We start from the raw sequence: 25,288 nt of genomic DNA on the forward strand, positions 1-25,288 counted from the left end.
AGTCTGCCCCCGCGAGTGCAAGGACGTTAGGCTGGAGGCCATGATTGACGCACAGGCAGTCCGCGAGGCGGTCTTGGGTGACCGCGATACTATCTTCAAGCAGCTCAGCGAGATCGTTTCCTATCACTCCGTCCACGGCGATCCCGCCCTGGCCGACCACGCCGCCGGGGCCGCACGGTGGGTGGAAGAGGCCCTCACCGAGGCCGGCCTGGCGGTCGAGGCCATCGACACCACCGACGGCTCCACCGCGCTCATCGGCACCCGCGCGCCCGACGCGGGGCAGCCCACGGTGCTGCTCTACTGCCACCACGACGTGGTTCCCGCCGGGGACCCGGACGCCTGGACCAGCGACCCCTGCACGCTGACCGAGCGCGGTGGCCGCTGGTACGGGCGCGGCGCGGCGGACTGCAAGGGCAACCTCGTCATGCACCTGGCCGCCCTGCGCGCGGTGGCCGCCGCCGGGGGCACCGGGGTGGGCCTCACCGTGGTGGTGGAGGGCTCCGAGGAAAAGGGCGGCGAGGGCCTCGACGCCCTGATCGAGCAGCGGCCCGAGCTCTTTGCCGCCGACGCCATCATGATCGCCGATACCGGCAACGCCGCCGTGGGCACGCCCACGCTGACCACCTCCCTGCGCGGCGGCGCCCAACTCACCGTCACCGTGCGCACCCTCGAAGCCCCCGTCCATTCCGGCCTCTTCGGCGGGGCCGCCCCCGACGCGGTCTTTGCCCTGATCCGCGCCCTCGATTCGCTGCGTGACGTGGAGGGCCGCACCGTCATCGAGGGCGTGGACACCTCCGCGCGATGGCCCGGGGAGCACTACGACCCCGAGGACTTCCGCCGCGACGCCGGGGTGCTCGACGGCGTGCGCCTAACCGGCGGCAACGAGGATGCCCTGGCCGACTTCCTCTGGGCTCGCCCCGCCGTGAGCATCACGGGCCTGACCTCCACCCCGGTGGACAGGGCCGTCAACGCCGTGGCCCCGATGGCCCAGGCTAAGATCAACCTGCGCGTGCCCGCCGGCGTCTCCGCCGCCGATACGGCCGACGCGGTGGCCGCGCACCTACGCCACCACGTGCCCTGGGGGGCGCACATCGAGGTGGATATCGAGGACGTCAACGACGGCTTCGCCACCGACGTCCAGGCCCCGGTCCTGAGCCTGCTGCGGGCATGCCTGGCGGAGGCCTACGGCACCGAACGCTCCGCCACCCTGGGCTCCGGCGGCTCCATCCCGCTGACCACCAAGCTCCACGAGGCGCACCCGAACGCGGAGATCGCGCTCTTTGGGGTGGAGGAACCGCACTGCCTCATCCACTCCGCCGACGAATCCGTCGACCCCACGGAAATCGAGCGCGTGGCCATCGCCGAGGCGCTCTTCCTCCTGCGCTACGGACAGTAACCTTGCCAACCTCCGCGACGTAATGTAGGCTGCCACACATGCTTCGCATCGCCATTTCTCTTCAGCGAGTAGCCAAGGCTACGTACCCCAGTGCGGGATAGGGACTGACCCCCGCGCCTGGGGAAGTAGTCGTTAATCCACCCGCACACCGAAGAGAGTCGGTCCACCCCCATCGACATCCCGCACGGATAGGACCGATCCCCGATGCACACCGTCTCTTCCCTCCTCTCCCCCACCCGTCTCGACGACCCCTTCCAGCGGCGCTACCGGCTCCGCCCGCTGCCGCGCGGCCTGCGCGAGGAGGCAGCGGGCATGAGCTGGAACCTCTTTCGCGCCACCTACAGCCCCGAGCCGGAGCTGAGCATCGCCATCCTCGACGAGGAACCGCACACCTACCGGGACTTCCGCTACATCCTCGGCGCCACCCGGCGCTCCACAACCCAACCCCCGCGGCGCTCCCGGCACCGCCTCGCCGCCTCCGGCCCGGCCGACGCCTGCTCCTCCTTCCTCGCCCGGGAGGGCTACCCGGTGGAGATCCTACGCTTCCACCAGCATTCCCTCTTCGAGGCCACGGCCACCTTCGTCCTGGCCCACCACGGTCCCCGCACCGCCTGGGCGATGGGTCTGGGAGCCACGCCGCACCTTTCCCTCGCCCAGGCCTTCAGTTGCGCGGCGGCCAGGCTGCACGGATAGGGCGCACTGCGGCACGAACGGCACGCGGGGGAACGATATTCGACGGCGGCGACCCGCCATCGAGGCTAATGGTCTATCCTCCGCGTGCTCCCCGAGGGCCTTCGACACCCTCCCACGATATTCCCGCAGCCCATGCCTCGGCACCACAATGACAGTGGCGGCCCGTCAAGACGAGGTGCGCACACCGCACGCTACCGCCAAGGCGCATTTATAGGTACACTCTTTCTTACTGGCCACACCCATAGACGCCTCCGGACGCCGAACCGTGGTGACCACGCCCGCGTTCGTTATTCGAGGGGACCGACGCGGATCGGGGCTGCGCTTGCGCGAGCGGTGCCGTCAGGGCGTGAGGGAGGCCGCTCGATTGTCCTGACCGCTCCATTGACATAAGGAGAGCGACCACCACGTGTTGATCCTTTTGGGTGCCCTCACCGCCGCCGCGGTGCTCGCCCCCGTACTCATCAGATCCTTGGGACGCCCCGCCTTCGGGCTGCTTGCGCTCGCTCCCCTAGCCGGGTTTGCCTGGGTGCTGCGGCAGTTTCTCTCGGGCCCGTTAGGCCGGGGCGAGGCCATCGTCTCACACACCGGCTGGCTCTCCAGCTTGAACATGAATATCGTGTTCCGCCTGGACGGCCTGGCCGGGATCTTCAGCCTGATCATCCTGGGCGTGGGGGCCCTGGTGCTGCTGTACTGCTGGGGCTATTTTGATTCCAACCCCCGCCGGCTTTCGCTCTTCGGCGCGCAGATGGTGGCCTTTTCCATGGCCATGTTCGGGCTGGTCACCTCCGATAGCGTGCTGTTGATGTACATCTTCTGGGAGCTCACCTCGGTGCTCTCCTTCCTGCTGGTGGGCTACTACGGGGAGCGCGCCTCCTCGCGTCATGCCGCAAACCAGGCCCTCATGGTGACCACCCTGGGCGGCCTGACCATGCTGGTGGGGTTCATCGTGCTGGGCCAATCCGGCGGGGTGTGGTACTTCTCCGACCTCGCCGCCCTACCCGACCCCGCCGCGGTGCCCCACATCACCGTGGCCATCATCCTGATCCTCATCGGCGCCCTTTCTAAATCCGCCATCGCCCCCGTGCACTTCTGGTTGCCCGGCGCGATGGCCGCCCCCACGCCGGTATCGGCGTACCTGCATTCCGCGGCCATGGTCAAGGCCGGCATCTACCTGGTGGCACGCCTGGCCCCCGATCTGCACGCGGTACAGACCTGGCACCTGGTGCTGATCCCGGTGGGGATCTTCACCATGCTGATGTCCGGGTGGATGGCACTGCGGCAAAAGGACCTCAAGCTCATCCTGGCCTACGGCACGGTATCCCAGCTGGGCTTCCTCATGGCGGTGGTCTCCGTGGGCTCCCGCGAGGCGATGCTGGCGGGACTGGCGCTGACCTGCGCGCATTCCCTGTTCAAGGCCACGCTCTTCATGGTGGTCGGCGCCATCGACCACGCCACCGGCACCCGTAACACCGACGAGCTTTCCGGCCTGGGGCGCGTCCAACCATACATCTTTGTCCTGGCGGCTCTGGCGGCCGCATCGATGGCGGGCATCCCGCCCCTGTTCGGCTTCGTGGCCAAGGAGGCCGCCCTGGAGGCGATCCTGCACGAGGAGCTGCTGGTGGGCATGCCCGGACGCCTCATGCTTGTGGGCATGGTGCTGGGCTCGATCCTGACCATGGCCTATAGCTGCTTCTTCCTCCACGGGGCCTTTGCCACCAAATCGCGGGAGCATCCCAGCGGGGGCGCCACGTCGCAGCCGGTGGCGGCCATGCACGCCATCGGTCCCAAGCTGTACGCGGCCCCCACTGTACTGATCGCGCTGACCCTCGCCCTGGGCGTGCACCCGCCGCTCATCGGCCGCTTCTTTGCCCCCTACCTCGACGCGACCTTCCCCGCGAACCCGGGTACGACCGCGGCACACCTGGCGCTGTGGCACGGCTTCGGCATCCCGCTGCTGCTCTCGACGGTGATCGTGGTTCTCGGCGCGCTGCTGTTCTGGCAGCGTCACCTGCTGCGTTACCTTCAGGCAGAGGAGCCCGCCCTGGGCAGCGCCGACACGGCGTACGACGCCATCGTGGCGTTCCTGCGCCGGGCCTCGCTGCGGCTAACGGCCTCCACCCAACGTGGTTCCCTGATGGTGAACCTGGGAATCATCTTCGCGGTGCTCACCCTGCTGCCGCTGGCGGCGCTCATCGCCGGGGAACGCAACAACATCCGCATGGAGCTGTGGGGCAACCCTTGGCAGGCGGTGCTGGCAACGATCATCGTGGCGATGGCCATCGGGGCCACGCGCACGCATAATCGGCTCTCGGGGGTCATCATGGTGGGGGTGACGGGCTACGGCCTGGCCATGATCTTTGCCCTGCATGGTGCCCCGGACCTCGCGCTGACGCAGGTGCTAGTGGAGACCATCGTGATGGTGGTGTTCATGTTGGTGCTGCGCAAGATGCCCACGGGCACGCAGTGGCGCGGCACGCCCAAGGGCAATCGCAATCGTGCGTGGCTGTCCATCGCGGTGGGACTCTCGGTGACCATCGTGACGCTTTTCGCCCTCAACGCGCGCCAGGAGGAACCCATCGCCCAGTTCATGCCGGACCTCGCCTACCGGATCGGGCACGGCGCCAACGCGGTCAATGTGTTGCTGGTGGATATCCGCGCCTGGGATACCCTCGGAGAGATCTCCGTGCTGGTCATCGCGGCCACCGGCGTCGCCTCCCTCATCTACGGCACGCGCTCCTTTTCCCGCGCCTCGCGGCGACCCACGCTCAGCACCGTGGGGCGCCGCTGGCTTTCCGCGGAAAGCGACACGGAAAAGGCGCAGAACCGCTCCCTGATGGTGGACGTGATCACGCGCGTGGCCTTCCCCTCGATGATCGTACTCTCGATGTACTTCTTCTTCGCCGGGCACAACGCGCCCGGTGGCGGCTTCGCCGGGGGCCTCGTGGCCGCCCTGGCGCTCAGCCTGCGCTACCTCGCGGGCGGGCGCGCCGAGCTGGAGGCGGCCCTGCCCATCGACGCCGGGCGTCTGCTGGGTTCCGGCCTGCTGCTCTCCGCGCTGGCCGCCCTGTGGCCCATGGCCCTGGGCCGCCCCCCGCTGACCACGCAGGTATGGGATCTCACCCTCCCGCTCATCGGGGAGACGCACCTGCCGTCCGCCCTGCTCTTCGACGCCGGGGTGTACCTCATCGTGATCGGCCTGACCATGCACATCCTGACCTCTCTGGGCGCGCAGATCGACCTGGACGAGGCCGCGCGCCGCCAGCGCGCCCGCGACCGCGCCCGGTCGATGGCCCGCGAGGCGCAGCGGCGGCGTCGCGCCACCACCACCGCCCCCGCCACCGGAAAGGAGAACGCCGAGAATGGTCGCTAACCTCGTTTTGCTCATCGCCGCGGGAACCCTCATCGCCGCCGGGGTGTACCTGGTGCTCGATCGCGCCATGACCAAAATGATGCTCGGGCTCATGCTCATCGGCAACGGAGCCAACCTGCTGATCCTCCAGGCCGGGGGACCGGCCGGCTCCCCTCCCATCATGGGCCGTGAGTCCGATCTCTACGGGGAAAGGATCGCCGATCCCCTGGCCCAGGCAATGATTCTCACCGCCATCGTGATCTCCATGGCCATGGTGGCCTTCATCCTCACCCTGGCCTACCGGCAGTATCGCTACCGCGCGGCCGACGTCATCGAGGACGACAGCGAGGACGCCGCCATCGTCGCCCGGCCCACCGTGGCCTCGGCGGCCCCCGATCACGACGCCTCGGATGATCCCGCCACCGGGCGGATGACCTCCGAGGGCGACAGCTTCGGCCTGCATTCCTTCGAGTCTCCGGTCAAGGGGGAGGACGATGACTGACCTCGGCACACACCTCGCCTCATATATGCCCTATCTGATCCCGGTGCCCATCCTGGCCCCGGCGGTGGCCGCGGCGCTGACCCTGGTGCTCGCGCGCTTCGTCAACATTCAGCGCCTCGTGGCGTTTTTCTCCCTGCTCGGCACGATCACCGTTGCCGCGCTCATGCTCGTGATCATCGACCAGGAGGGCACCCAGACCCTTCAGATCGGCGGCTGGGATTCCCCGGTGGGAATCACGTTGGTGGCCGATCGACTCTCCACGCTCATGCTCAGCGTGTCCGGACTCGTCCTCTTCGCGGTGATGTGGTACGCCATCGCCCAGGGCGTGCGCGACGGCGGCGAGGACGACCCCGTGGCCGTCTTTGTGCCCACCTACCTCTTGCTGTCCATGGGCGTGAACATCTCCTTCCTGGCCGGAGATCTGTTCAACCTCTACGTGGGCTTCGAGGTCTTTTTGGTGGCCTCCTACGTGCTGCTGACCCTGGGTGGCTCGGCCTCCCGCGTGCGCGCCGGTGTCGGCTACGTGATGGTCTCCATGGTCTCCTCCATGATCTTCCTCTTCGGCCTGGCCATGGTGTACGCCGCCGTGGGGACCTTGAACATGGCCCAGATCGGGATGCGCATGGACGACGTCCCCTCCGGCACCCGCGCGGCGATCTTTGCGGTGCTGCTGGTGGCCTTTGGCATCAAGGCCGCCGTCTTCCCCCTCGACGCCTGGCTGCCGGACTCCTACCCCACGGCGCCCTCCCTGGTCACGGCCGTGTTCGCGGGCCTGCTCACCAAGGTGGGCGTGTACTCCATCATCCGGGCACAGACGGTGATCTTCACCGACGGCTCGCTCAATACCATGCTGCTTGTGGTGGCGCTGGCCACCATGCTCGTGGGCATCCTGGGCGCGATGGCCCAAAGCGATATCAAGCGCCTGCTCTCCTTCACGCTGGTCAGTCACATCGGATACATGATCTTCGGCCTGGCGCTGGGCACCGCTCATGGCCTGTCCGGGGCGATCTTCTACGCCGTGCATCACATCCTGGTCCAGACCGCCCTCTTCCTGGTGGTAGGGCTCATCGAGCGCCAGGCGGGGACCTCTTCCCTCCGCCGCCTCGGCTCGCTGCTCTACGCCACCCCCCTGATCGCCGTGCTGTATTTCCTCCCGGCGATCAACCTCGGCGGCATCCCGCCGTTTTCCGGATTCATCGGCAAGATCATGCTCATGCAGGCCGGCGCGGAGCGCGGCGACGCCATGGCCTGGCTGCTCATCGGCGGCGCGGTGGCCACCTCCCTGCTCACCCTGTACGTGATGGCCATCGTGTGGTCCAAGGGCTTCTGGCGCGACCGCAAGGACGCCCCGGAGGGGCACCTGGCGATGGCCCGCCCTGCCCTGCTGGTGGACGTGACCGACGAGGTGGAAATGACCGAACGCGACGACGTGGGCCGCATCCCCGTGGGCATGGTCGGTTCCACCGCCCTGCTGGTGGTGGCCTCGCTGGGCCTGACTGTCTTCGCCGGGCCGCTGGTGGGGGTCACCCAGCGCGCCGCGGAATCCGCCTCGGACGTGAGTATCTATCGCTCCGCGGTGCTGGGAAACGCCGCCACGGAACCCGACCGCACCCTGGATCCCTCCGTCCGGCTCGACGAGGGGCGGGATAGCTATGAAAGCCGCACGGCCTCCTCGGCGGCCGCGACCACCACCGACGCCCCCGCCCCCGAGGAGGAACGCTAAATGTATCGAGGCGTGCACAATCGAATGCGCCCCCTCACCTTGGCCTGGATCACCCTGCTGTGGTGCGGGTTGATGGGCGAGGTCACCTGGGCCAACCTCATCGCAGGGCTGCTCGTGGGGCTCGGCGTCATCCTCATCCTGCCGCTGCCCCGCCTGCCCATCGCCCAGCTCACGGTGGAATGGCGGGCGCTGCTGATATTCCTCGGGCATTGGTTCAAGGAGCTCTTTGCCGCCAGCTTCAAGGTGTCCGCCCTGGCGCTGCGCCCACGGGCACTGCCCGCCACCGCCATCATCCAGGCACCCATGCGCGTCAGCAGCGAGCTGGTGCTCACCCTGGCCACCGGCCTCTACAACCTGCAGCCGGGCGGCTGCATCACCGACATCGACATCGCCAACCGCATGTGGACGATCCACCTGGTGGACGCCCCCACCCCGGAGGACATCGAGCGGGAGCTGGGCAAGATCCGTGCCCTGGAGCGCAGCATGATCGACATTTTTGAAGGGAGATAGCAGTGGATTTCACCATCTACCAGGTCTTTTTGACCGTGGCCGCGGTGCTTTTTTGCGCCTCATTCCTGCTCACCAGCTGGCGTATCCTCGCCGGGCCCAATTCCCTCGACCGCGTGGTGGGCCTCGACGGGCTGGTGGCCATGATGCAGTGCGCCCTGGCGCTGTACATCTGTTGGACTCTGGACACCACCGTCTCTAACGCCATGCTGGTGATCGCCCTGCTGGGATTCATCTCTTCGGTCTCCGTGGCCCGCTTCCGCAAGAGGGACGGTTCTTAAGATGAGCATTCAATTCCTCACCGACCTCGTCTCCCTCGTGTTCATCGTGGTGGGGGCGCTGCTTTCCCTCGCCGGCTCCGTGGGGCTGGTGCGCTTTGGCGATACGATGTCGCGCATCCACGCCGTGGCCAAGCCCCAAACAGCGGGCCTCGTGCTCACCATCCTCGGCGCCATCATCCGCGTGGCCGGCAGCGAACACCTCAGCCCCGGGGAGCGCGGCGACATGGGCGTTTTGCTCCTGCTCATCGTCTTTTCCTTCCTTACCTCGCCAGTGACCGCCCAGCGCATCGGCCGCGTGGCCCGCCGCGAGGGGCTGTACGCGGACAAGGAACGAATGTCGCGCAACGACGCCCCCGCCGATCGCGCGCTGGGGAAGAAGCGCTAGGAGCGCGCAACCCCGCCGCCCTCAGTGATCTTCACTGAGGGCCCATGAGCAGCACCGCTTTCCATCAACACCTGGAACGCCTTCGCACCCAAGGGCAGGACGATGACCAGGTAGAGGTCAAAGCCCTCGCCGGGCACCTCGGAAAGAAAAATCCCGAGATCAAATCCCTGTGGGAGAGCGTGAGTGCCTTTGCCAACACCAAGGGTGGACTCCTCTTTCTGGGGTTGAGCGAGGACAACGGCTTCACACCGGCCCCGGGATTCGACGCCCAGGACGTCATCGCCAGAATTCACCAGGGGCTCAATGCCACCGATAGCACCGGTGCCAAGGTCGAGCCCGTCCCCAATTATTCGGTGCAGACCGAATGCATAGGCTCGGCCCCAGTGGTGATTCTGCGTATCGAGCCACTTTGCGTAAACGGCCCCTGCCACGTGCGGGAAAGAGGCATCAAAAACGGCAGCTTCAAGCGGGTGGCTGAGGACGACCAAACACTCTCCCCGCTGGAGATTTACCAGCTACAGCACCGCTTTGACCAACTCACCATTGACGCCCATCCCGTACCCGATTCCACCATCAATGACCTTGATGCAAACCTCCTTACCGCCGTGGAAAAGCACCTCCGGGCAACCGGCAGCCGAGCGCTCAGCGGCAAGGAGATTCAATGGCTCCGGCACATGAAAATTACCACCTCCAACGAGGAATTAACCATGGCCGGGCTGCTCTGCCTTGGCACCTATCCGCAAGAATTCTTTCCCTCCCTGCTCATCGACGTGGCAGTACACCCCGGAAAGACAAAAAGCCATACCTCCCACACTCGATTCCTTGACCGCAAGGTATGCGACGGCAGCATTCCGGCCATGCTGCTTGATTGTCTGCGCGCCATAAAAAATAATCTGCGCGTGCGGCGCGTCGTCTCCGGTTCCCAAGGGCGCGACCTCCTCGAGATCCCCGAGGACGTGCTCCGCGAGGCCATCGCCAATGCCGTCATGCACCGCGACTATTCCGAACAGGCGCTGGCGCAAAAGATTCACGTCGATATATACTCCGATCGCGTAGAAATCATCAACCCCGGCGGTTTTCCCGGGGCCAAAAATCCTAAGGACCTCCTCAACGGCATTCCGGCAACCCGGAACCGTATCGTGGCGCGGCTCCTAGCGGAAATCCCCACGCCTGCGGAAAGCGACGGGGTGCTCGCGGAGAGCAACGGTTCGGGCATTCCCCGCATGTTTGCCGCCATGCGGGAGGCCGGGCTTCCCGTCCCCGAGTACGAGGTGGACATCGCTCAGGTCAAGGTCACGCTGCGGCGCTTTGGCCTCATGGAACCCAGCGTGACCGAGTGGTTGAGCGGGCTCCTCGGGCACGATGACCGGCCCACGGACGGCATCGCCCTCGTGCTCGCCCGCGAACTGGGTGCCGTCAGCATCAACGATATGCGCAACCAAACCGGACACGACAGCGATGATCTCCGTCAAGCCCCCCAGGGGCTACGAGATCGCGGGCTCCTCGCGGAAGTACGCCCCGATCACTTCCGGATCCCCACGCCGGGAGACCGCCTCAGCGAAGCCGAGCAGGATATTCTCAGCGCACTTTCCACCACCACGCCAAGGTCCAGCAGGAATATCGCCGAGGCCACCGGACGCAGCCTCGCCTCGCTGCGGCCGCTTTTGCGAAGGTTGGTGGATTCCGGCCTCATTCGGGCCACGGCCCCCACCAGCCGCAATCGCGCCTACCTGCTAGCCGAGGGATAGCCCCGCTTCGAGCTCGTCGCAAGCCGCCTTGACGGCAGGTACCCAGGAGCCGGTCTCCCGGTAGAGAGCGCGCTGGCGCGCATAGCCCGCCCCTTGGTCGATAATCTCCTCCACCAGGGCCAGTTCTTCGGCGCAGCCCAGTTCCTCGGCCAGCGGCACAAGCTGGGCCACCAGGTCGCGCAGCTCGTCGCGCACCCAGGCCTCGTCGGTGTTCCGGGAGGTGATCACCAGGGCGTCGAGCCCGTAGCGGGCGGCGCGCCACTTGTTCTCCGCCACGTGCCAGGGTTGCAGGGTGGGCAGCTCCTCCCCGCACTCGTACATGCGGTCGTAGTGCACCACGAGGCAGTGCGTCAACGCCACCACGGCGGAGAGCTCCCGGAGGTTCGAGGTGGCGTCGGAGATGCGCACCTCGATGGTGCCCCACTTGGGCGCGGGACGGACGTCGAAATGCATGGAGCCAGTGTGGTTGATGACCCCGGAGACGCCCTGATCGTGCATGTAGTCCTCCCATTCCCGCCAGGAGCCGAACTGGTAGGGCATGCCGGCGGTGGGAAGCTGCTGGTAGAGCATGGTGCGGTTGGAGGCGTAGCCGGTGTCCACCCCGTCCCAGCCGGGGGAGGAGGCGGTGAGCGCGAGCAAGTGGGGGTACTTGGTCATGATCGCGTTGATGATCGGCCAGACCTTGTCCTCGTGGCTGATGCCCACGTGCACGTGAATGCCCCAGATGAGCATCTGGGAACCCCAGTACTGCGTGCGCTCGATGATCTCGTTGTAGGAGCCCTTGGCGGAGACGGGGTTCTCGCGGAAGTCGGAGAAGGGGTGGGAACCGGAGGACCACACCCGCAGGCCCAGGTGCCGGGCGGCGGCGTGCACCGCCGCCGCCCCATGGGCGAGTTCGGCCACGGCCTGCGGCACGGTCTCGCACACGCCGGTGACCAGTTCCACGGTGTTCTGCAGGAACTCGCGTTCGAGGTGAACCTCAGGGTGATCGCGTTCCACGATCTCTATGACCTCGGCGGCCTGGTGCGCCAGGTCGTAGGTGGCCGGGTCGATGAGGGCCACCTCCCATTCCACGCCCAGCGTGGGGCGCGGGGAGCGCTCGAACTCGATCTCAGGCATAGCGTTCGCTCGCCTCCATTTCACGGTCGGGGAGGTGGACTGATACGCAATCCTACCGGGTGGGCGCGGCCACAGCCCCGGCGAGCACCACCGTGAGGTCACCCTGCCCCGCCGTAGTATCGGGCAGGCGCGGGTCGTAGGGCAGCGCCACGCCGCCGAGCTGCTCGGCCAGGCGGGCGGCACGCTCCTTGCTGCCGGGCGCGCTGGGCTGGTAAAACACGGTGGTCTGATCTACCTTGAACTGCTCCTCGGGCAGGTTACCCACCTCACCGATCTGGCTGCCCTGACCCTCCAGCTGGCGGGAGGTGTTGGCGGCAAGATCCTGCACGGTGGAGTTATTGAGCACGTTGACGCGCCCGCCCTGGCCTTGCTGGCCCTGCTGGGCGCGCGGATCCTGGCCGGGATTCTCCCGGTTGCCCTGACCCTCCCGGGCGTTGTCCGGGGCCGGGGCGCTCGGCGCGGCCGGGGCCTGCGCGTCGGGGTTCTCCGCGGCGGGGGCGGCCGGGCTATCCCCCACCACGCCGTTGGGCTGCGCCGGGGCCGGGATCTGTTGGGGTGCGCCGGTCACGGCGGGCTGCTGGCCCATTTGACCGGGCTGGCCCTGGCCCGCGGGAAGCTGCCCGGCCGGTTGTTGAACGGGCGCGGTGGCCGGGGCGGAGGACGCGGACTCGGAATCGCCGTCCTTCTGGCCGCCCACGAGCGCCCACACGCCCCAGATAGCCAACAGGATCGCCACGGCCACGAGTACCATGGCAAGCCCGCGCAGGGGAATGCCGCTGCCCTCCCCGTGATCCTCGGGAACGTCCTCGGCGTGGGCCGCGCCCGCGGCGGAGGAATCGTCGCCGTAGGAATCCTCGTAGGAGTCGTAAGGGTCGTAGCTCTCTCGATCTTTATTCACATCAGACACATCAACCACTCTACAGACCAAAAATTACAATTTCCCGTGGCGCTCCCGCAGCGCCGCCAGGCGCCGCACCAGGGCGGGGTGCGCGGCCATCGCCTCGGGATCGTCGATCAGCAGGTTGAGGCGCTGGTAGTAGCGCACGGGGCTGATGCCGAGTCGGGCGCGGATCGCCTCCTCGCGCGCACCCAGGGCGCGCGGGGCGTGCTGTGCAAAATCCAGCAGGCGGGCGTCGAAGTCGCTCAGGGCCATGCCTACACTGTATTTCATGACTGTGCGCCCCATTGTGATCTACGGCGACCCGGTGCTGCATACCCCCACGCGGCCCGTGCCCGCCCCCTACCGCGATCAGGAAGCCCTCGTCGAGGACATGTTCGAGACGATGGAGGTGGCCCACGGCGTGGGCCTGGCCGCCAATCAGATCGGGCTGCCGCTGCGCCTCTTCGTCTATCACTGCCCCGACGACGAGGGCCACTGGCACCGCGGGTACGTGATCAACCCCGAGCTGGAGACCTCCGAGGTCCCCACCACCATGCCCGCCGACGACGGCAGCGACGACGAGGGCTGCCTCTCCGTGCCCGGCGAAGGCTTCCCCACCGGGCGCGCGCACTGGGCCAAGGTCACCGGCGTGGACCTCGATGGCCACCCCGTCGAGGTGGAGGGCACTGGCTTTTTCGCCCGCTGCCTGCAACACGAGGTGGGGCACCTGGACGGCTACGTGTACACCGACACCCTGATTGGCCGCTACAAGCGCCAGGCCAAGAAAGCCATCAAGGCCCACGAGTGGAACCGGCCGGGCAATACCTGGATGCCCGGCGTGGACCCAGACCCCTTTGGGCACGACGATGCCCCGTCTGAGTAACGGCCCGACCGCGCCATGAGCAGGTGGTTCCGCAACCAACCCATCGCGGTGGGCGATCGCGTGGTGGTACGCCGCGCGCTCCCGGAGACGCCGGGGCACCTCAGCGACGTGGTGGGGCACGTCTTAAGCCTCGATCCGCTCACCGTGCGCCCTCACAAGGTGGGCGGGCTGCCCTCCCACGCCCAGGCGGTGACCATCCCCGCCGAACAGGTCAAGGTCGTGCGCAAGCTCTCGCCCCGGCGCGTGCTCAACTCCGACATTCGGGCCATCGAGCAGGCCACCGCCGCCGCCTTTCCCGGGCTGGAACACCGCTGGAGCGGCGACGGCCAGTGGCTGCTGCGCGCCGGAGACGGCATCACGGAGCGCTCCAATTCCGCCACCCCCCTGGGCCCCTCGGCCGGGCTGAGCGCGGTACCCTTGACGGAGATCGCGGAGTTCTACGCCGCGCATGGGCTACCCACGATCGTCCACATCCCCGAGCGCATCGGCCGCCCGGCGCAGGCGCTGTGCACCGGGCCGGAGTGGGAGCAGGGGCCCGAGATCCTGGTGATGACCAAGCAGATCGACGCCGCCCCTGCGCCGAACCCCGTAGCGGGATATCGCTTCCGCGTGGACGCCCAACCCGACGACGCCTGGCTGGCCATGTATCACTTCCGCGGTACCCCCTTGCCGGAGCGGGCCCTACGCCTCCTACGCTGCGCCATCGAAGGCACCCTGGGCTTTGGCCGCCTGCTCAACGCCGCCGGGGACACCGTGGCGGTCACCCGCGGCACGATCACTCATTCCCAGGACGGTCGGGGCTGGCTGGGTTATTCCGCCGTGGAGGTCGATCCCGCCTATCGACGCCGCGGCCTGGCCACCTGGCTGGGTACCGAGATGCTGGCCTGGGGCCACGCCCACGGCGCCCAGGCCGCCTACCTCCAGGTACTCGAATCCAACGCCGCCGGGGTGGGCCTGTACGCCAAGCAAGGATTCGTCGAGCATCATCGGCACCGCTACGCGCGCCACCGACTATCCTCATAGCCATGCGCATAGCCACCTGGAACGTAAACTCGGCGCGCACCCGCGCGGATCGCATGGCGGATTTTCTGCTCCGCCACGAGGTAGACGTCCTCGCGGTACAGGAAACCAAGTGCGCCGACGATCAGTTCCCCTACTCTCGCTTCGAGGAGCTCGGCTACCAGGTGGCGCACGTGGGGTACCACCAGTGGAACGGGGTGGCCATTCTCTCCCGGGTGGGTCTCACCGACGTGGCCACCCACTTCGAGCACCAGCCGGGCTTTGCCAAGGACCTGGCGGCCGCGCAGGACCGCGAGGCCCGCGCCGTGGGCGCCACCTGCGGCGGGGTGCGGGTGTGGAGCCTGTATGTGCCCAACGGCCGAGAGATCGCGGATCGCCACTACGACTACAAGCTGCGCTGGCTATGGACCCTGCGCGATCGGGTATCCGCGCACCTGGAGACCGACCCCGCGGCGAGGCTGCTCCTCATGGGCGACTTCAACATCGCCCCGCGCGACGAGGACGTGTGGGACATCGCCGCCTTCGAGGGTCGCACCCACGTCACGGAGCCGGAGCGGGCCGCCTTCCAGGCCCTGGAGGAGGCGGGGCTGGCGGAGGTCAGCCGCCGGTTCACCGAGGAAACCCGCTACACGTATTGGGACTACACCGGCGGGCGCTTCGCCAAGAACGAGGGCATGAGGATCGACTTCCAGCTGGCCAGCCCGGCCCTGGCGCGGACGGCCGCGGCCGGGTTCGTGGACGTGGCGGAGCGCGCCACCCGGGGGGCCTCCGATCACGCCCCCGTGGTGGTGAACTACCGCCTGGACGACACACCGGATTTCGACAGCGTGCGGTAGAAAGCCCCCGGTAGCAGAGTGTTTTCCCTGAACCTCAATCTGGATACCTGGCAATTCATTGGCCTCCTGGTGGATTACACCATCAAGATCATCGCCGTCGGCTACGTCCCGGAGGGGCGCCGCCCCAGTTCCTCGACCGCCTGGCTGCTGGTGATCCTCCTGCTGCCCGTGGTGGGCCTGCCGCTCTTCCTGCTCATGGGCAGCCCCTACATCAACCGGCGTCGCCACCGCATTCAGCAGGAGGCCAACGCGATGATCGAGGACATCCAGGAGGACGCCCACGATTATCCGCCCAGCCTGACGCTCTCCCCCGAGATCACCTCGCTCATCCGCCTCAACCGCACCCTCACCAACTTCCCGGCCGTGCCCGCCATCAACGCCGGCCTGCACACGGATTATGACGACACCCTGCGCCGCATGGCCGCCGCCGTGGACGAGGCTCGACACCACGTGCACGCGGAGATCTACATCGTGGCCTGGGATGACACCACGGACGTCTTGTTCCGTGCCCTGGAGCGCGCGGTGGCCCGCGGGGTGCAGGTGCGCCTGCTCTTTGACCAGGTGGGAAGCTATAAATACCCCGGTTATCGCAGGCTAGGACGCCGGCTGGATGCCATCGGGGTGGAATGGCAGCTCATGCTTCCGCTGCAACCCTGGTACGGCCGCTTCCGCCGCCCCGACCTGCGCAATCACCGCAAGATCCTGGTGGTAGACGGCAAGATCGGCTTCATGGGTTCCCAGAACGTGATCGACCGCTCCTATCTGGTGTCCAAGAACGTCAAGAAGAACCGCCAGTGGATCGACGTGATGGTGGAGTTGGAGGGGCCCATCGTGGACTCGCTGGAGATGATCTTTGCGGTGGATTGGTACCTGGAATCCGGCCAGGATCTGGAGCTGAGCAACACCACCCACCCGGCGCCGCTATCCGCGCTGCCGTCCTCCGCTACGAACGTGACGCAGGTTGTGCCCTCCGGGCCGGGGTATACCACGGAACCCAACCTGCGCATGTTCACCTCCATCGTCCACCACGCCAAGGAGCGGTTGGTGTTGTGCAGCCCGTACTTCATCCCGGACGAATCCCTGCTCTCCGCCGTGACCACCGCCTGCTACCGGGGCGTGCGGGTGGAACTGCTGGTCTCCGAGGAGGCCGACCAGTTCATGGTGCACCACGCCCAATCGAGCTATTACCAGGCTCTCCTCGAGGCGGGCGTGCGCATCTACCAGTTTCCCGCCCCCTACGTGCTGCACACCAAGTTCCTCCTGGCCGATCCCGATGCCGCCGACGGCGACCCCATCGCCGTGCTCGGCTCCTCGAACATGGACATGCGCAGCTTCGGACTCAACTACGAGGTCTCGCTCATGGTGGTGCGCGGCAACCTTATCGAGCAGCTCACTGAGCTGACCGCCGCCTATCATTCCGTCTCCACGGAACTCACCCTGGAACGCTGGAATCGGCGCGGTTTCGCGCGCCGCTACGTGGATAACGTCATGCGCCTGACCTCCGCCCTGCAATGACCGCGCTTATACACGAACCTGGCAGACATCCGATCTGCCCTGCCACCTGCCCCGATAAACATCAGACATTAGGTTCAGACGTAGCACTTCAGATGTCCCACCAATAAATTCCAGGTCAGGACATAGAAGAGGGACGAAATGAAAGAAAAAGGTATAGTTTTCCCTTGTTCTAAAAATATGACTAACGTCACTAAAATATACCTTTGGGCACACATCAGGCAACATACCTCCCCACATTTTCCCCGTCAGCGGACGTATGATGTACACCACTCGCGGCATATCGCGCCACTTTTCCGGGAGATCATACCTCCGACATCGGCCGACAAGGACTCCATGGGATAATTTTTAGCTATTTCAGAAATAGTTATGATCTCATACCATAGGAACGAAAGTCGCGCGGCGGCCACCACGCTCATAATGTGGGAATCAACAAAAGAACAACGCGATATCCGAAAGGTTCCACCGATGTTTTCCCTGGGCACCACCGCTAAGACCCTCTCCACCGCCGCCCTGGTCGCCGCCATGACTATCCTTCCGGCCCAGGCTGCCCAGGCCTATAACTGCTCCGACGAACACGTCGCTCGTGTGGTCAACGCCACGAACAATTACCGCACCAGCAACGGCCTGACGACGCTCCGGTGCGACAACGCCCTGACCGCAGAATCCCAGGAGTGGGCGGAGACCATGCGCGATACCGGCAAATTCGAGCACGATCCCGATACCAATGCTGCGGAGAATATCTCCCGATATCCCTATCATGCCTCCCCCGAGACGGTCACCCAGGGGTGGATCGACTCCCCCGGCCACCGCGCCAACATTCTCGACGACGAGGCCACCATCATCGGCGTGGGCTGGGCGCAGAATGAGGATAACGATATCTACGCCGTGCAGCGCTTCTGGTAACCCCCGTACACCCCACCCCGCGCCTCGTGGCGCGGGGTTTTCTTATGCCCCGGGGCGGGCGCCGGCACGCCGCCCCGCTTAGGCGTCCCGCCGGTGAAACAGCGCCACGCCCAGGCCCCAGATCGCCGCCGCCCAGAGGGCAAAGTACAGGCCGCTGCCGATGACGCCCCCGTCTCCCACGGGCATCTGGGTAACAAAAGCCAGGAGATTCCGGAAGGGAAGGTAGTCCGCCACCCGCACCCCGATCGTCGGCAACACCCCCACGGCCTCCTCCAGGACCCACATCCAGGCCAAAACGAGCACCGCGGTCCCCGCGGTGTTGCGCACCAGCATGGCGATGCCCTGCGTGAACGCGGTGAGCAGCGCCATGCCCAGCGGCACCGACCACAAGTAGGCCAGGGCCTCGCGATCGGTCAGGAAGCTCGCGGGACTCATCCCCGGAACTAGCACCCCGGTCAAGAGATAGGCCACCAGCACAACCACCGCGGCGAGCACCACGACGTGCACCACGTAGGCCAACAACTTCGCGGCCGCCACCACGACCCGGCGCGGGGTGGCCAGCAAAGTAACGGTCTGGCCGCCAAAGCGATACTCGGTGCTCACCGTCATCGCCGCCTGAACCACGACCACGGGCAGGCAGGCGACAAAGAGGCCGGAGAGTATCGTGTCCGGGGTGGGCGGGCCGTAGGCCTCCAGATCCTCCGGATGCGTGGCCCACCGGGTGCCCATCGCTATCGGCACCAGCAGGCCCAGAACCACAAAGATGAGGCTGCTCCACCACAGGGAGGCCGTGGTGCGCAGCTTGAGGTATTCCGCCCGATAGGCATGCATGAACGAACTCATGATTACTGTTCTCCTCCCCCGGTACGATACTGCACAGATTCCCCGGTGATCTGCATAAAAGCATCCTCCAAGGAGGCCCGCTGCTGGGTCAGCTCGCCCAGTGCGACACCCTGTTCGAAGGCCACGCGCCCGACCTCGTCGGTACTCAAGCCCGTCACGAGGAGCACCGGGCGGCGCTCCTCGTCCACGCCCGGCTCCACACCGTGGCCCACCGCGCTCAGCGCGCCCGCCAGGAGTTCCAGCTTCGCCGGGTCGGCCGCGCGCACCCGGGTGGTCACGCCGGAATGGTGCCGCACGAAGTCCGCCGTGGGGGTATCCGCGATGAGCCGTCCTTTGCCGATGACCACCAGGTGATCGGCGGTCAGCGCCATCTCGGAGAGCAGGTGGGAGCTGACCAGCACGCTGCGCCCCTGGGCCGCAAAGGCCTTGAGGAAGGTGCGCACCCAGCGAATCCCCTCGGGATCGAGCCCATTGACCGGCTCGTCGAGCACCAGCGTGTGCGGGTCACCCAGCAGCGCGGCCGCCAGGCCCAGCCGCTGGCCCATGCCCAGCGAGAACCCACCGGCCTTCTTGCCCGCCACGTCGCCAAGACCCACGACGCCCAACACCTCGTCCACCCGGGAGCGCGGGATGCCGTTGGCGGCGGCGATCCATTGCAGGTGCCGTGCCGCCGTGCGGTGGGGATGCACCGCCTTGGCGTCGAGAAGCACCCCGACGTGGCGCAAGGGCTCGCGCAGCCGCGCATACGGGGTGCCGTCGATGGTGGCGCTGCCCGCGCTGGGCCTATCCAGGCCCACGATCATGCGCATGGTGGTGGACTTGCCCGCCCCATTGGGGCCGAGGAAGCCGGTGACAACGCCCGGACGCACGGAGAAGCTGAGGTCGTCCACGGCGAGGGTGCCGCCGTACTTCTTTGTCAATCCCTGTGCTTCAATCACGCCTCAAGCGTGCCATAACTTCGCGCCGCAGGCCCGGCCACGCCCGTGCGAAGGCGGGCAGCAGCGGCAGCCGCGCCACCTCCTCCACGCGAACCCAGCGCAGCTCCACGGATTCCGCGTTGGGCGCGTAGGGCACCGAGGCCCCGGTCACCGTCTCGGCCACCACGGTGGTGTAGGTCCACCGCCCCGCCAGCTCCGGGCGGGCGGGATCGGCGGGAAAGGGGCCCGCGGTGCGATACTCGGAGAGCACGCGGATCTGGGCGGCATCGATGGTGGTCTCCTCGCGGGCCTCGCGCAGGGCAGCGTCGGTGGCCGTCTCCTGCGAGTCGCGCGCCCCGCCCGGCAGCGCCCAGGTACCGCCGTGGTGCGTCCAGGGCGCTCGGTGCTGCATGAGCACGGTGCCCTCCCGGCGCGCAATGAGCAGCAGCCCCGCGGCGCCGAATCGCCCCCACAGTGTGCTGCCGCCGGGGCCCGCCGCCCAGCCATTGCCGTCTCCGCTCATGCCTCACCAGCCTAGTGCTAGCCAGAAGGACGGTTGGCGCGTTATCCTAAAAAAATGACTGGTGATCAGGGACACTCCCCCGAGGGGCACCTGCGCCAGCGGCTGCGCGGCCCCTGGGATCGCGCGGTGTCCCGGAGGCGCAAGGGGCCGCTTTTCGACGCCGCCGAGCTCCCCCACGACACCGACGATCACTGGCTGGATCGGGTCGACGACCAGGAGGACGCCCCCCGCCATTCCCTGAAGAACCTCTGGATCTCCGCCTCCTCTGGGCCCTTGTACCGGCTCCGGGTGCTCTGGCGCTTCATCTCCACCACCCCGGGCAAGATGGTTACCCTCACCCTCATCCTGGCGATGGCGCTCTTTGCCGCGGGCTACTCCATGAGCGACTACTCCGCCACCCGGCAGGAATCCCTCACCCACATGCTCGATACCACCGAGCCCACCAGTTCCGCCGCGCACCAGCTCTACACCTCGCTGTCCCTGGCCGACACGATGGCCACCACCGGCATGGTGCAGTCCGGGGTCATGCCGGAGGAATCTCTCAGCCTCTATTACCAGGCCCTGGATCGCGCCTCCCACGCCGCCTCCGAGGTGGCCGCCGGGTTCGGCGACGAGGACGTCACCGCCGCCGAGCTGATCTCCCGGGTGCAGCGCCAGCTGCCGGTCTATGCCGGGCTGGTGGAGACCTCGCGGACAAATAACCGGCAGGGCAACCCCGTGAGCGTGTCCTACATGGCGGAGGCCTCGGCCCTCATGCGCGAGGAGATCCTCCGGGACGCCTCCGCGATCTTCGACCGCGCCAGCCACAACGTCTCCACCCAGCAGTACCAGGCCATGCGGCCGCAATGGGTGCCGCTGTCCGGACTCCTCGCCGCCGTGGTGTTCCTCCTGATCGCCCAGTGGTGGCTGTGGCGGATCACGCGGCGGCGGCTCAACAAGGGCTTCCTGGCCGCCACCGCCATGATGTGCGTGGCGATCCTGTGGGTGTCCGGCTCCAACTTTGCCACCTGGCAGGCCGGTAATCGCAGCTTCGAGCAGGCGGCCCTGCCCTGGGATTCTCTTACCGCCTCGCGCATCCTGGCCCAGCAGGCCCGCACCACGGAGACCCTGGCGCTCGTGCGCCGCCAGAGCCTTGAGGACACGGACTCCGCTTTTTTGGACACCACCCAGGCGCTGAGCTCCGCCCTCGATGACGTGGAGCGGGCCCAGGCACACACCGAAGGTCGGCACCGGGAGTCTCTGGAGGCGGCCCACACCGCGCTCGACCAATGGGAGGAGGCCCACGAGGATCTGGTGCGCGCGCTGCGCTCCGGCGCGTTCTCTGAGGCGCTGCGCCTGACCACGGACGCCTCCGGCCACAGCGAGCACGCCCCCACCACCGCGGGGGCCTTCGCCGCTCTCGACGATGCCCTGGGCGATCTCATCTCCCAATCGCGCTCCACCATGCGCTCCTTTATCCGCGACGGCCTGGCCGCCACCGCGCTGGTGTCCATGGCGGTGCTGCTGCTCTCGCTGAGCTCCATCGTGGCCGTGGTGCTGGGCATCCGCCCCCGCCTCCAGGAGTACCTATGATGCCGCGCCGCCGCCCGCCCCGATCCCATGCTGCCGCCCTGGCCCTCCTAACGGCCCTCTCCCTGGGACTATCGTCGTGCTCCTCGCCGCTGGCCGAGCGCGCCATGCGCAACGGGGCCCGGGAGCACTCCGAGGCCACGGAGGCGGCCGCCGCGGCGCTGACCTTCGGCCCGCCGGTGCCCGCCGGGGCAATCATGGAGCGCCCCGGCGGCCGCCGCGCCGCCGAGGAGGAGAATCCCGTGGCGGACAAGGCGGAGGGGTCGTTACGTCCCGATGCCGCCGAGCCTCGGGAGCGCATACCGGAGATCGTGGCGCGCGGGCGTCTCATCGTGGGCGTGGATCAATCCCTGTACCGCATCAGCTACCGCGACCCCCGCTATGGCGACGTGCGCGGCTTCGAAGTGGACCTGGCCCGGGAGATCGCCCGCGATATCTTTGGCGACCCATCCAAGGTCGAGTTCCGCTTCATGGAATCCGCCGATAGCCTGGACTCCCTGAACCGGGGAACGGTGGACGCGGTGATCCGCACCATGAGCATCACCGCCCAGCGCCAGGAAACCATCGCCTTTTCCGCCCCGTACCTGTCCACCCACAAGCGGCTGCTGGTGAGCACCAACGCGGACATCGAATCCGCCGAGGACCTCAGCGGCCGCACGGTCTGCGTGGCCGATGGCTCCACCGGCCTGATCGAGGCCCGCGCCCAGGCTCCCCATTCTTCCATCCTCAAGACCCGCAGTTGGTCCGACTGCCTGGTGGCCCTGCAGCAACACCAAACGGACGCCATCCTGGCCGATGACGTCCTGCTCTCCGGCATCGCCGCTCAGGATCAGTTCACCCACATCGTGGGTCCGGCGCTCTCCCAGGAGGATTACGGCGTGGCAATGGCCCGCCCGGAGGAGGGCGGCAACCCCGGCCTGGTGCGCCAGGTCAACGCCACCCTGGAACGCATCCGCGCCGACGACACCTGGTGGGACATGTATAACCGCTGGTTCGGCCCCTACCTCACCAGCCCCGGCCCGCCGCCCCTGGACTACCGCCCCGAGGAGCAGATCCATGACTAAGCGCGAGGACGTTCCCCGCGACGACGAGGCCCCCCTCTACGCCGCGGACTCCCCCGCCCCGACCCCCTCGCAGGAGGGCCCCACCACCGAGGCGGTGCCCTTCGATCCCTTCGCGGACGAGGAGGATACGGCCACCTCCGCCGTGCCCTTCGATCCCTTCGCAGATGAGGACACCGACGCCGAGGAGGTGGGAGACATCGCCGCCCTGCTCGACGACATGGGTTCGCTGCGTGACGCCGCCACCGCCCGCGTGGACGCCTCGGAGCGGGCGCGCCGGGAGGCACTGAGCACGTTTCGCCGCCGCCGCGCGCAGCGGCGTACCGACCGCACCGTGGCCGACGGCATGGTCACCCTGCCCTTCATCAATCTTCTTCCCCCAGAGCAGGCGCTGCGCGATCCCTCGGGGGAAAAAGCGAGCCCGCCGCAGCTTGCTGCTGGCGACATCGTGGCGGATCAGTACGAGGTACTGGGGGTGATCGCGCACGGGGGCATGGGGTGGATCTACCTCGCGGAGGACCGCAACGTCTCCGAGCGCCTGGTGGTGCTCAAGGGCATGCAGGCGGAAAAGGAGGACCACGACGCGGGCGCCGCCGAGGCCGAGCGGGAGTTCCTGGCCGACATCACCCACCCCGGCATCGTGAAGATCTTTAACTTCATCGACGATCCCCGCGTTCCCGGTGGCTTCATCGTGATGGAATACGTCAGCGGCCCCAGCCTGCGCGACCGCATGCGCACCTATCCCGGGGGCAACCTGCCCATTGACGTCGCCATCGCCTACATCCTAGAGATCCTCCCCGCCCTGGACTACCTCCATTCCCGCGGGGTGGTGTACAACGACCTCAAGCCGGAAAACATTATCGCCACCGAGGATCAGGTCAAGCTCATCGACCTCGGCGCGGTATCCGGCATCCAGGCCTACGGCTACATCTACGGCACCCGCGGCTACCAGGCCCCGGAGGTACCCACCCGCGGCCCCAGCATTGCCAGCGACATTTATACCGTGGGTCGCACCCTCGCCGCCCTGACCATCGCCATGCCCACCACCGACGGCGTCCTCGACCCCGGCATCCCCTCCCCCACCGACGAGCCGCTGCTGCGCCGCTACCTGAGCTTTTACCGGCTCCTGGTGCACGCCACCAATCCCAACCCGGACGAGCGCTTCGCCAGCCTGGCGGACCTGCGCAGCCAGCTCTACGGGGTGCTCCGCGAGGTCATCGCGCTGCGCGACGGCCGCCAGTTCCCCGCCCAACACTCCCTGTTTTCCCCCCAACGCCGCACCTTTGGCACCAAGCACCTGGTGTTTCGCACCGATCAGCTCATCGACGGCATCGACCGCACCGTGCGCATCACCTCCGGGGAGGTCATGCAGGCCCTGCCCGTGCCCCTGGTCGACCGCAACGACGTGGGCGCCGGCATGCTCTCCGGGTTCTCCTATACCGAGCCGGAGGAGGCCCTGGAAACCCTGCACCAGGCCATGAACACCCCGGAATACGAAAAATCCTCGGAGATCCCCTTCGGGGTAGTGCGCGCCATGCTCGACCTGGGCTTTACCGGGCAGGCGCGCTCCTGGCTGGGTTCCCTGGAATACCGGCTGGGGCACGACTGGCGCTACCAGTGGTATTCCGCCACCACCTGCCTGCTCATGGAGGACTACCAGCAGGCCCAACAGCACTTCTACAACGTGCTGCGCATCCTTCCCGGCGAGGCCGCCCCCAAGCTCGCCCTGGCCGCCGTGGACGAGCTCATCCTCCAAGACCTCGGTTACACGGAGCAAACCCTCCTGCCGGAGGACGCCGCGCACACCATCACCACCTCCGGGCCGAACTTCGAGGAACTGGCCAAGGACTTTTTCACCCGCATCGACCGCGACTGGACCCACCTCACCCACGACCCCCTGGTGCTGCGCTTCCACGCCATCCGCCTTTATAGCCTCGTGTGGATGACCAATCCCGCCACCGTCTCCTCCGCCTTTGGGCTGGCCCGCCAGCTCATGGCGGAAAACCAACTGGAGCTGGCCGTTCAGGCCCTCGACAAGGTGCCCCAGGCCTCGCGGCACCACCGCATGGCGCAACTGACCAGCATCCTCCAGCTCATCTCCGCCGACCTCACCGAATCCCGCATCCGCCGCGCCGCCCGCCGCTTGGAGGAGATCCCCACCAACGAGCCGCGCTTCCTCCAGATCAAGACCGCCGTCTTCTCCTCCGGCCTGAAGTTCCTCCGGGACGCCGGACTAGACAGGGCTGCCTCGTCCAACGCGCTGCTGGATTACCCCTTTACCCAGCGCGGCCTGCGTTACGCGCTGGCCGACGCCTTGCGTCGCCAGGCCCGCAACGCCCCCTTCCCCCGGCACCGCTACGACCTCGTGGACATGGCCAACCAGGTGCGCCCGGTGACGTGGTTCTAGCCGCCTCCTACACCGCTGTGAAATTTAACAAACATGAGAGGCGCAACCGACTCGCCGTTTAGCCCGGGCCCGGACGTTGTACCCAAGATCTGGGCCGGACGCGATCAAGAGATCAACGATTGGATCCGCATCGTGCGCCCACGCCGCCTCGCTGGCGTCTACGAGCGCGGACGAACCATCCTCGGGGAGCCGGGCGTGGGAAAGTCCTCCCTCGACAGACGCCCTGAA

The 25,288-nt window shown here is 67.3% G+C and carries 23 protein-coding genes; 17 read left to right on the forward strand and 6 right to left on the reverse strand.

Features of this window, described 5'->3' with window-relative positions:
• Positions 1-40 precede the first annotated feature (40 nt).
• The 9 genes from H7347_RS03900 to H7347_RS03940 all read left to right on the forward strand — a co-directional run bounded on the left by H7347_RS03900 (position 41) and on the right by H7347_RS03940 (position 10,584).
• Positions 41-1,396, forward strand: a complete 1,356-nt coding sequence (locus H7347_RS03900) for a M20/M25/M40 family metallo-hydrolase (RefSeq protein WP_152821533.1) — start codon at positions 41-43, stop codon at positions 1,394-1,396.
• Positions 1,397-1,600: 204 nt separating this feature from the next.
• Entirely contained in the window at positions 1,601-2,089 is a 489-nt protein-coding gene (locus H7347_RS03905; protein WP_152821535.1) for an acetyl-CoA acetyltransferase, read from the forward strand.
• A gap of 406 nt (positions 2,090-2,495) precedes the next feature.
• Positions 2,496-5,459 carry a Na+/H+ antiporter subunit A gene (locus tag H7347_RS03910; protein WP_186337214.1) on the forward strand — a complete coding sequence of 988 codons (2,964 nt, stop codon included), beginning with the start codon at positions 2,496-2,498 and terminating at the stop codon, positions 5,457-5,459.
• Positions 5,449-5,940, forward strand: a complete 492-nt coding sequence (locus tag H7347_RS03915; protein ID WP_152821537.1) for a Na(+)/H(+) antiporter subunit C — start codon at positions 5,449-5,451, stop codon at positions 5,938-5,940. Before H7347_RS03910 ends, H7347_RS03915 begins: the two co-directional genes overlap by 11 nt.
• Complete coding sequence (locus tag H7347_RS03920; RefSeq protein WP_152821539.1) at positions 5,933-7,663, forward strand: Na+/H+ antiporter subunit D; 1,731 nt, start codon at positions 5,933-5,935, stop codon at positions 7,661-7,663. Before H7347_RS03915 ends, H7347_RS03920 begins: the two co-directional genes overlap by 8 nt.
• Positions 7,664-8,173 carry a Na+/H+ antiporter subunit E gene (locus H7347_RS03925; protein WP_152821541.1) on the forward strand — a complete coding sequence of 170 codons (510 nt, stop codon included), beginning with the start codon at positions 7,664-7,666 and terminating at the stop codon, positions 8,171-8,173.
• Between the two features lie 2 nt (positions 8,174-8,175).
• Positions 8,176-8,451, forward strand: a complete 276-nt coding sequence (locus H7347_RS03930) for a monovalent cation/H+ antiporter complex subunit F (protein WP_186337215.1) — start codon at positions 8,176-8,178, stop codon at positions 8,449-8,451.
• 1 nt (position 8,452) lies between these two features.
• Positions 8,453-8,836 (forward strand): monovalent cation/H(+) antiporter subunit G, encoded by a 384-nt coding sequence (mnhG, locus tag H7347_RS03935; protein ID WP_152821543.1) that lies wholly within the window; start codon positions 8,453-8,455, stop codon positions 8,834-8,836.
• Positions 8,837-8,880: 44 nt separating this feature from the next.
• Positions 8,881-10,584: an ATP-binding protein gene (locus H7347_RS03940; protein WP_152821545.1), complete on the forward strand. Its 1,704-nt coding sequence runs from the start codon at positions 8,881-8,883 to the stop codon at positions 10,582-10,584.
• Here the strand turns inward: H7347_RS03940 and H7347_RS03945 are convergent.
• From H7347_RS03945 to H7347_RS03955, 3 genes are read right to left on the reverse strand one after another with little or no spacing between them, the layout of a single operon-like run.
• A complete protein-coding gene (locus H7347_RS03945) occupies positions 10,570-11,703 on the reverse strand; it encodes a glutamate--cysteine ligase (RefSeq protein ID WP_152821547.1) in 1,134 nt (377 codons plus the stop codon). The two genes, H7347_RS03940 and H7347_RS03945, sit on opposite strands and share 15 nt — an antisense overlap.
• A 52-nt stretch (positions 11,704-11,755) precedes the next feature.
• Positions 11,756-12,610: a LytR C-terminal domain-containing protein gene (locus tag H7347_RS10925; protein WP_152821548.1), complete on the reverse strand. Its 855-nt coding sequence runs from the start codon at positions 12,608-12,610 to the stop codon at positions 11,756-11,758.
• Positions 12,611-12,634: 24 nt separating this feature from the next.
• Positions 12,635-12,874, reverse strand: coding sequence for a DUF3263 domain-containing protein (locus H7347_RS03955; protein WP_152821550.1), 240 nt, complete (start codon positions 12,872-12,874; stop codon positions 12,635-12,637).
• On the opposite strand from H7347_RS03955, the gene H7347_RS03960 reads away from it, so the two are divergent.
• The 5 genes from H7347_RS03960 (at position 12,873) to H7347_RS03980 (ending at position 17,740) form a co-directional block, all read left to right on the forward strand.
• Positions 12,873-13,466 carry a peptide deformylase gene (locus H7347_RS03960; protein ID WP_152821552.1) on the forward strand — a complete coding sequence of 198 codons (594 nt, stop codon included), beginning with the start codon at positions 12,873-12,875 and terminating at the stop codon, positions 13,464-13,466. The genes H7347_RS03955 and H7347_RS03960 overlap by 2 nt on opposite strands.
• 15 nt (positions 13,467-13,481) lie before the next feature.
• Positions 13,482-14,489, forward strand: coding sequence for an N-acetyltransferase (locus H7347_RS03965; RefSeq protein WP_152821554.1), 1,008 nt, complete (start codon positions 13,482-13,484; stop codon positions 14,487-14,489).
• 2 nt (positions 14,490-14,491) lie between these two features.
• Positions 14,492-15,322 (forward strand): exodeoxyribonuclease III, encoded by an 831-nt coding sequence (locus H7347_RS03970; RefSeq protein ID WP_152821556.1) that lies wholly within the window; start codon positions 14,492-14,494, stop codon positions 15,320-15,322.
• Between the two features lie 18 nt (positions 15,323-15,340).
• The gene (cls, locus tag H7347_RS03975; RefSeq protein ID WP_370513905.1) at positions 15,341-16,837 is read left to right on the forward strand and encodes a cardiolipin synthase; all 1,497 of its coding nucleotides are present in this window, start codon (positions 15,341-15,343) and stop codon (positions 16,835-16,837) included.
• A 465-nt stretch (positions 16,838-17,302) separates the two neighbouring features.
• Positions 17,303-17,740, forward strand: a complete 438-nt coding sequence (locus tag H7347_RS03980; RefSeq protein WP_186337216.1) for a CAP domain-containing protein — start codon at positions 17,303-17,305, stop codon at positions 17,738-17,740.
• A gap of 78 nt (positions 17,741-17,818) precedes the next feature.
• Here the strand turns inward: H7347_RS03980 and H7347_RS03985 are convergent, their stop codons facing one another.
• The 3 genes from H7347_RS03985 to H7347_RS03995 are packed head-to-tail and all read right to left on the reverse strand — an operon-like array spanning position 17,819 to position 20,023.
• On the reverse strand, positions 17,819-18,583 hold the full coding sequence (locus tag H7347_RS03985) for a hypothetical protein (RefSeq protein ID WP_152821560.1): 765 nt from the start codon (positions 18,581-18,583) through the stop codon (positions 17,819-17,821).
• A gap of 2 nt (positions 18,584-18,585) precedes the next feature.
• Positions 18,586-19,521, reverse strand: a complete 936-nt coding sequence (locus tag H7347_RS03990) for an ABC transporter ATP-binding protein (protein WP_186337217.1) — start codon at positions 19,519-19,521, stop codon at positions 18,586-18,588.
• Positions 19,514-20,023 carry an NUDIX domain-containing protein gene (locus H7347_RS03995; protein ID WP_152821562.1) on the reverse strand — a complete coding sequence of 170 codons (510 nt, stop codon included), beginning with the start codon at positions 20,021-20,023 and terminating at the stop codon, positions 19,514-19,516. Before H7347_RS03995 ends, H7347_RS03990 begins: the two co-directional genes overlap by 8 nt.
• 54 nt (positions 20,024-20,077) lie before the next feature.
• Here H7347_RS03995 and H7347_RS04000 point away from each other — a divergent pair, with 54 nt between their 5' ends.
• The 3 genes from H7347_RS04000 to H7347_RS04010 are packed head-to-tail and all read left to right on the forward strand — an operon-like array spanning position 20,078 to position 25,060.
• Complete coding sequence (locus H7347_RS04000; protein WP_152821564.1) at positions 20,078-21,595, forward strand: hypothetical protein; 1,518 nt, start codon at positions 20,078-20,080, stop codon at positions 21,593-21,595.
• Positions 21,592-22,656 carry a glutamate ABC transporter substrate-binding protein gene (locus H7347_RS04005; RefSeq protein ID WP_152821566.1) on the forward strand — a complete coding sequence of 355 codons (1,065 nt, stop codon included), beginning with the start codon at positions 21,592-21,594 and terminating at the stop codon, positions 22,654-22,656. The genes H7347_RS04000 and H7347_RS04005 overlap by 4 nt, the downstream gene beginning before the upstream one ends.
• Complete coding sequence (locus H7347_RS04010) at positions 22,649-25,060, forward strand: serine/threonine protein kinase (protein ID WP_152821568.1); 2,412 nt, start codon at positions 22,649-22,651, stop codon at positions 25,058-25,060. The genes H7347_RS04005 and H7347_RS04010 overlap by 8 nt, the downstream gene beginning before the upstream one ends.
• Positions 25,061-25,288: the final 228 nt, after the last annotated feature.

It is taken from the genome of Corynebacterium sp. zg-331 (assembly GCF_014267345.1).
GTDB lineage: Bacteria > Actinomycetota > Actinomycetes > Mycobacteriales > Mycobacteriaceae > Corynebacterium.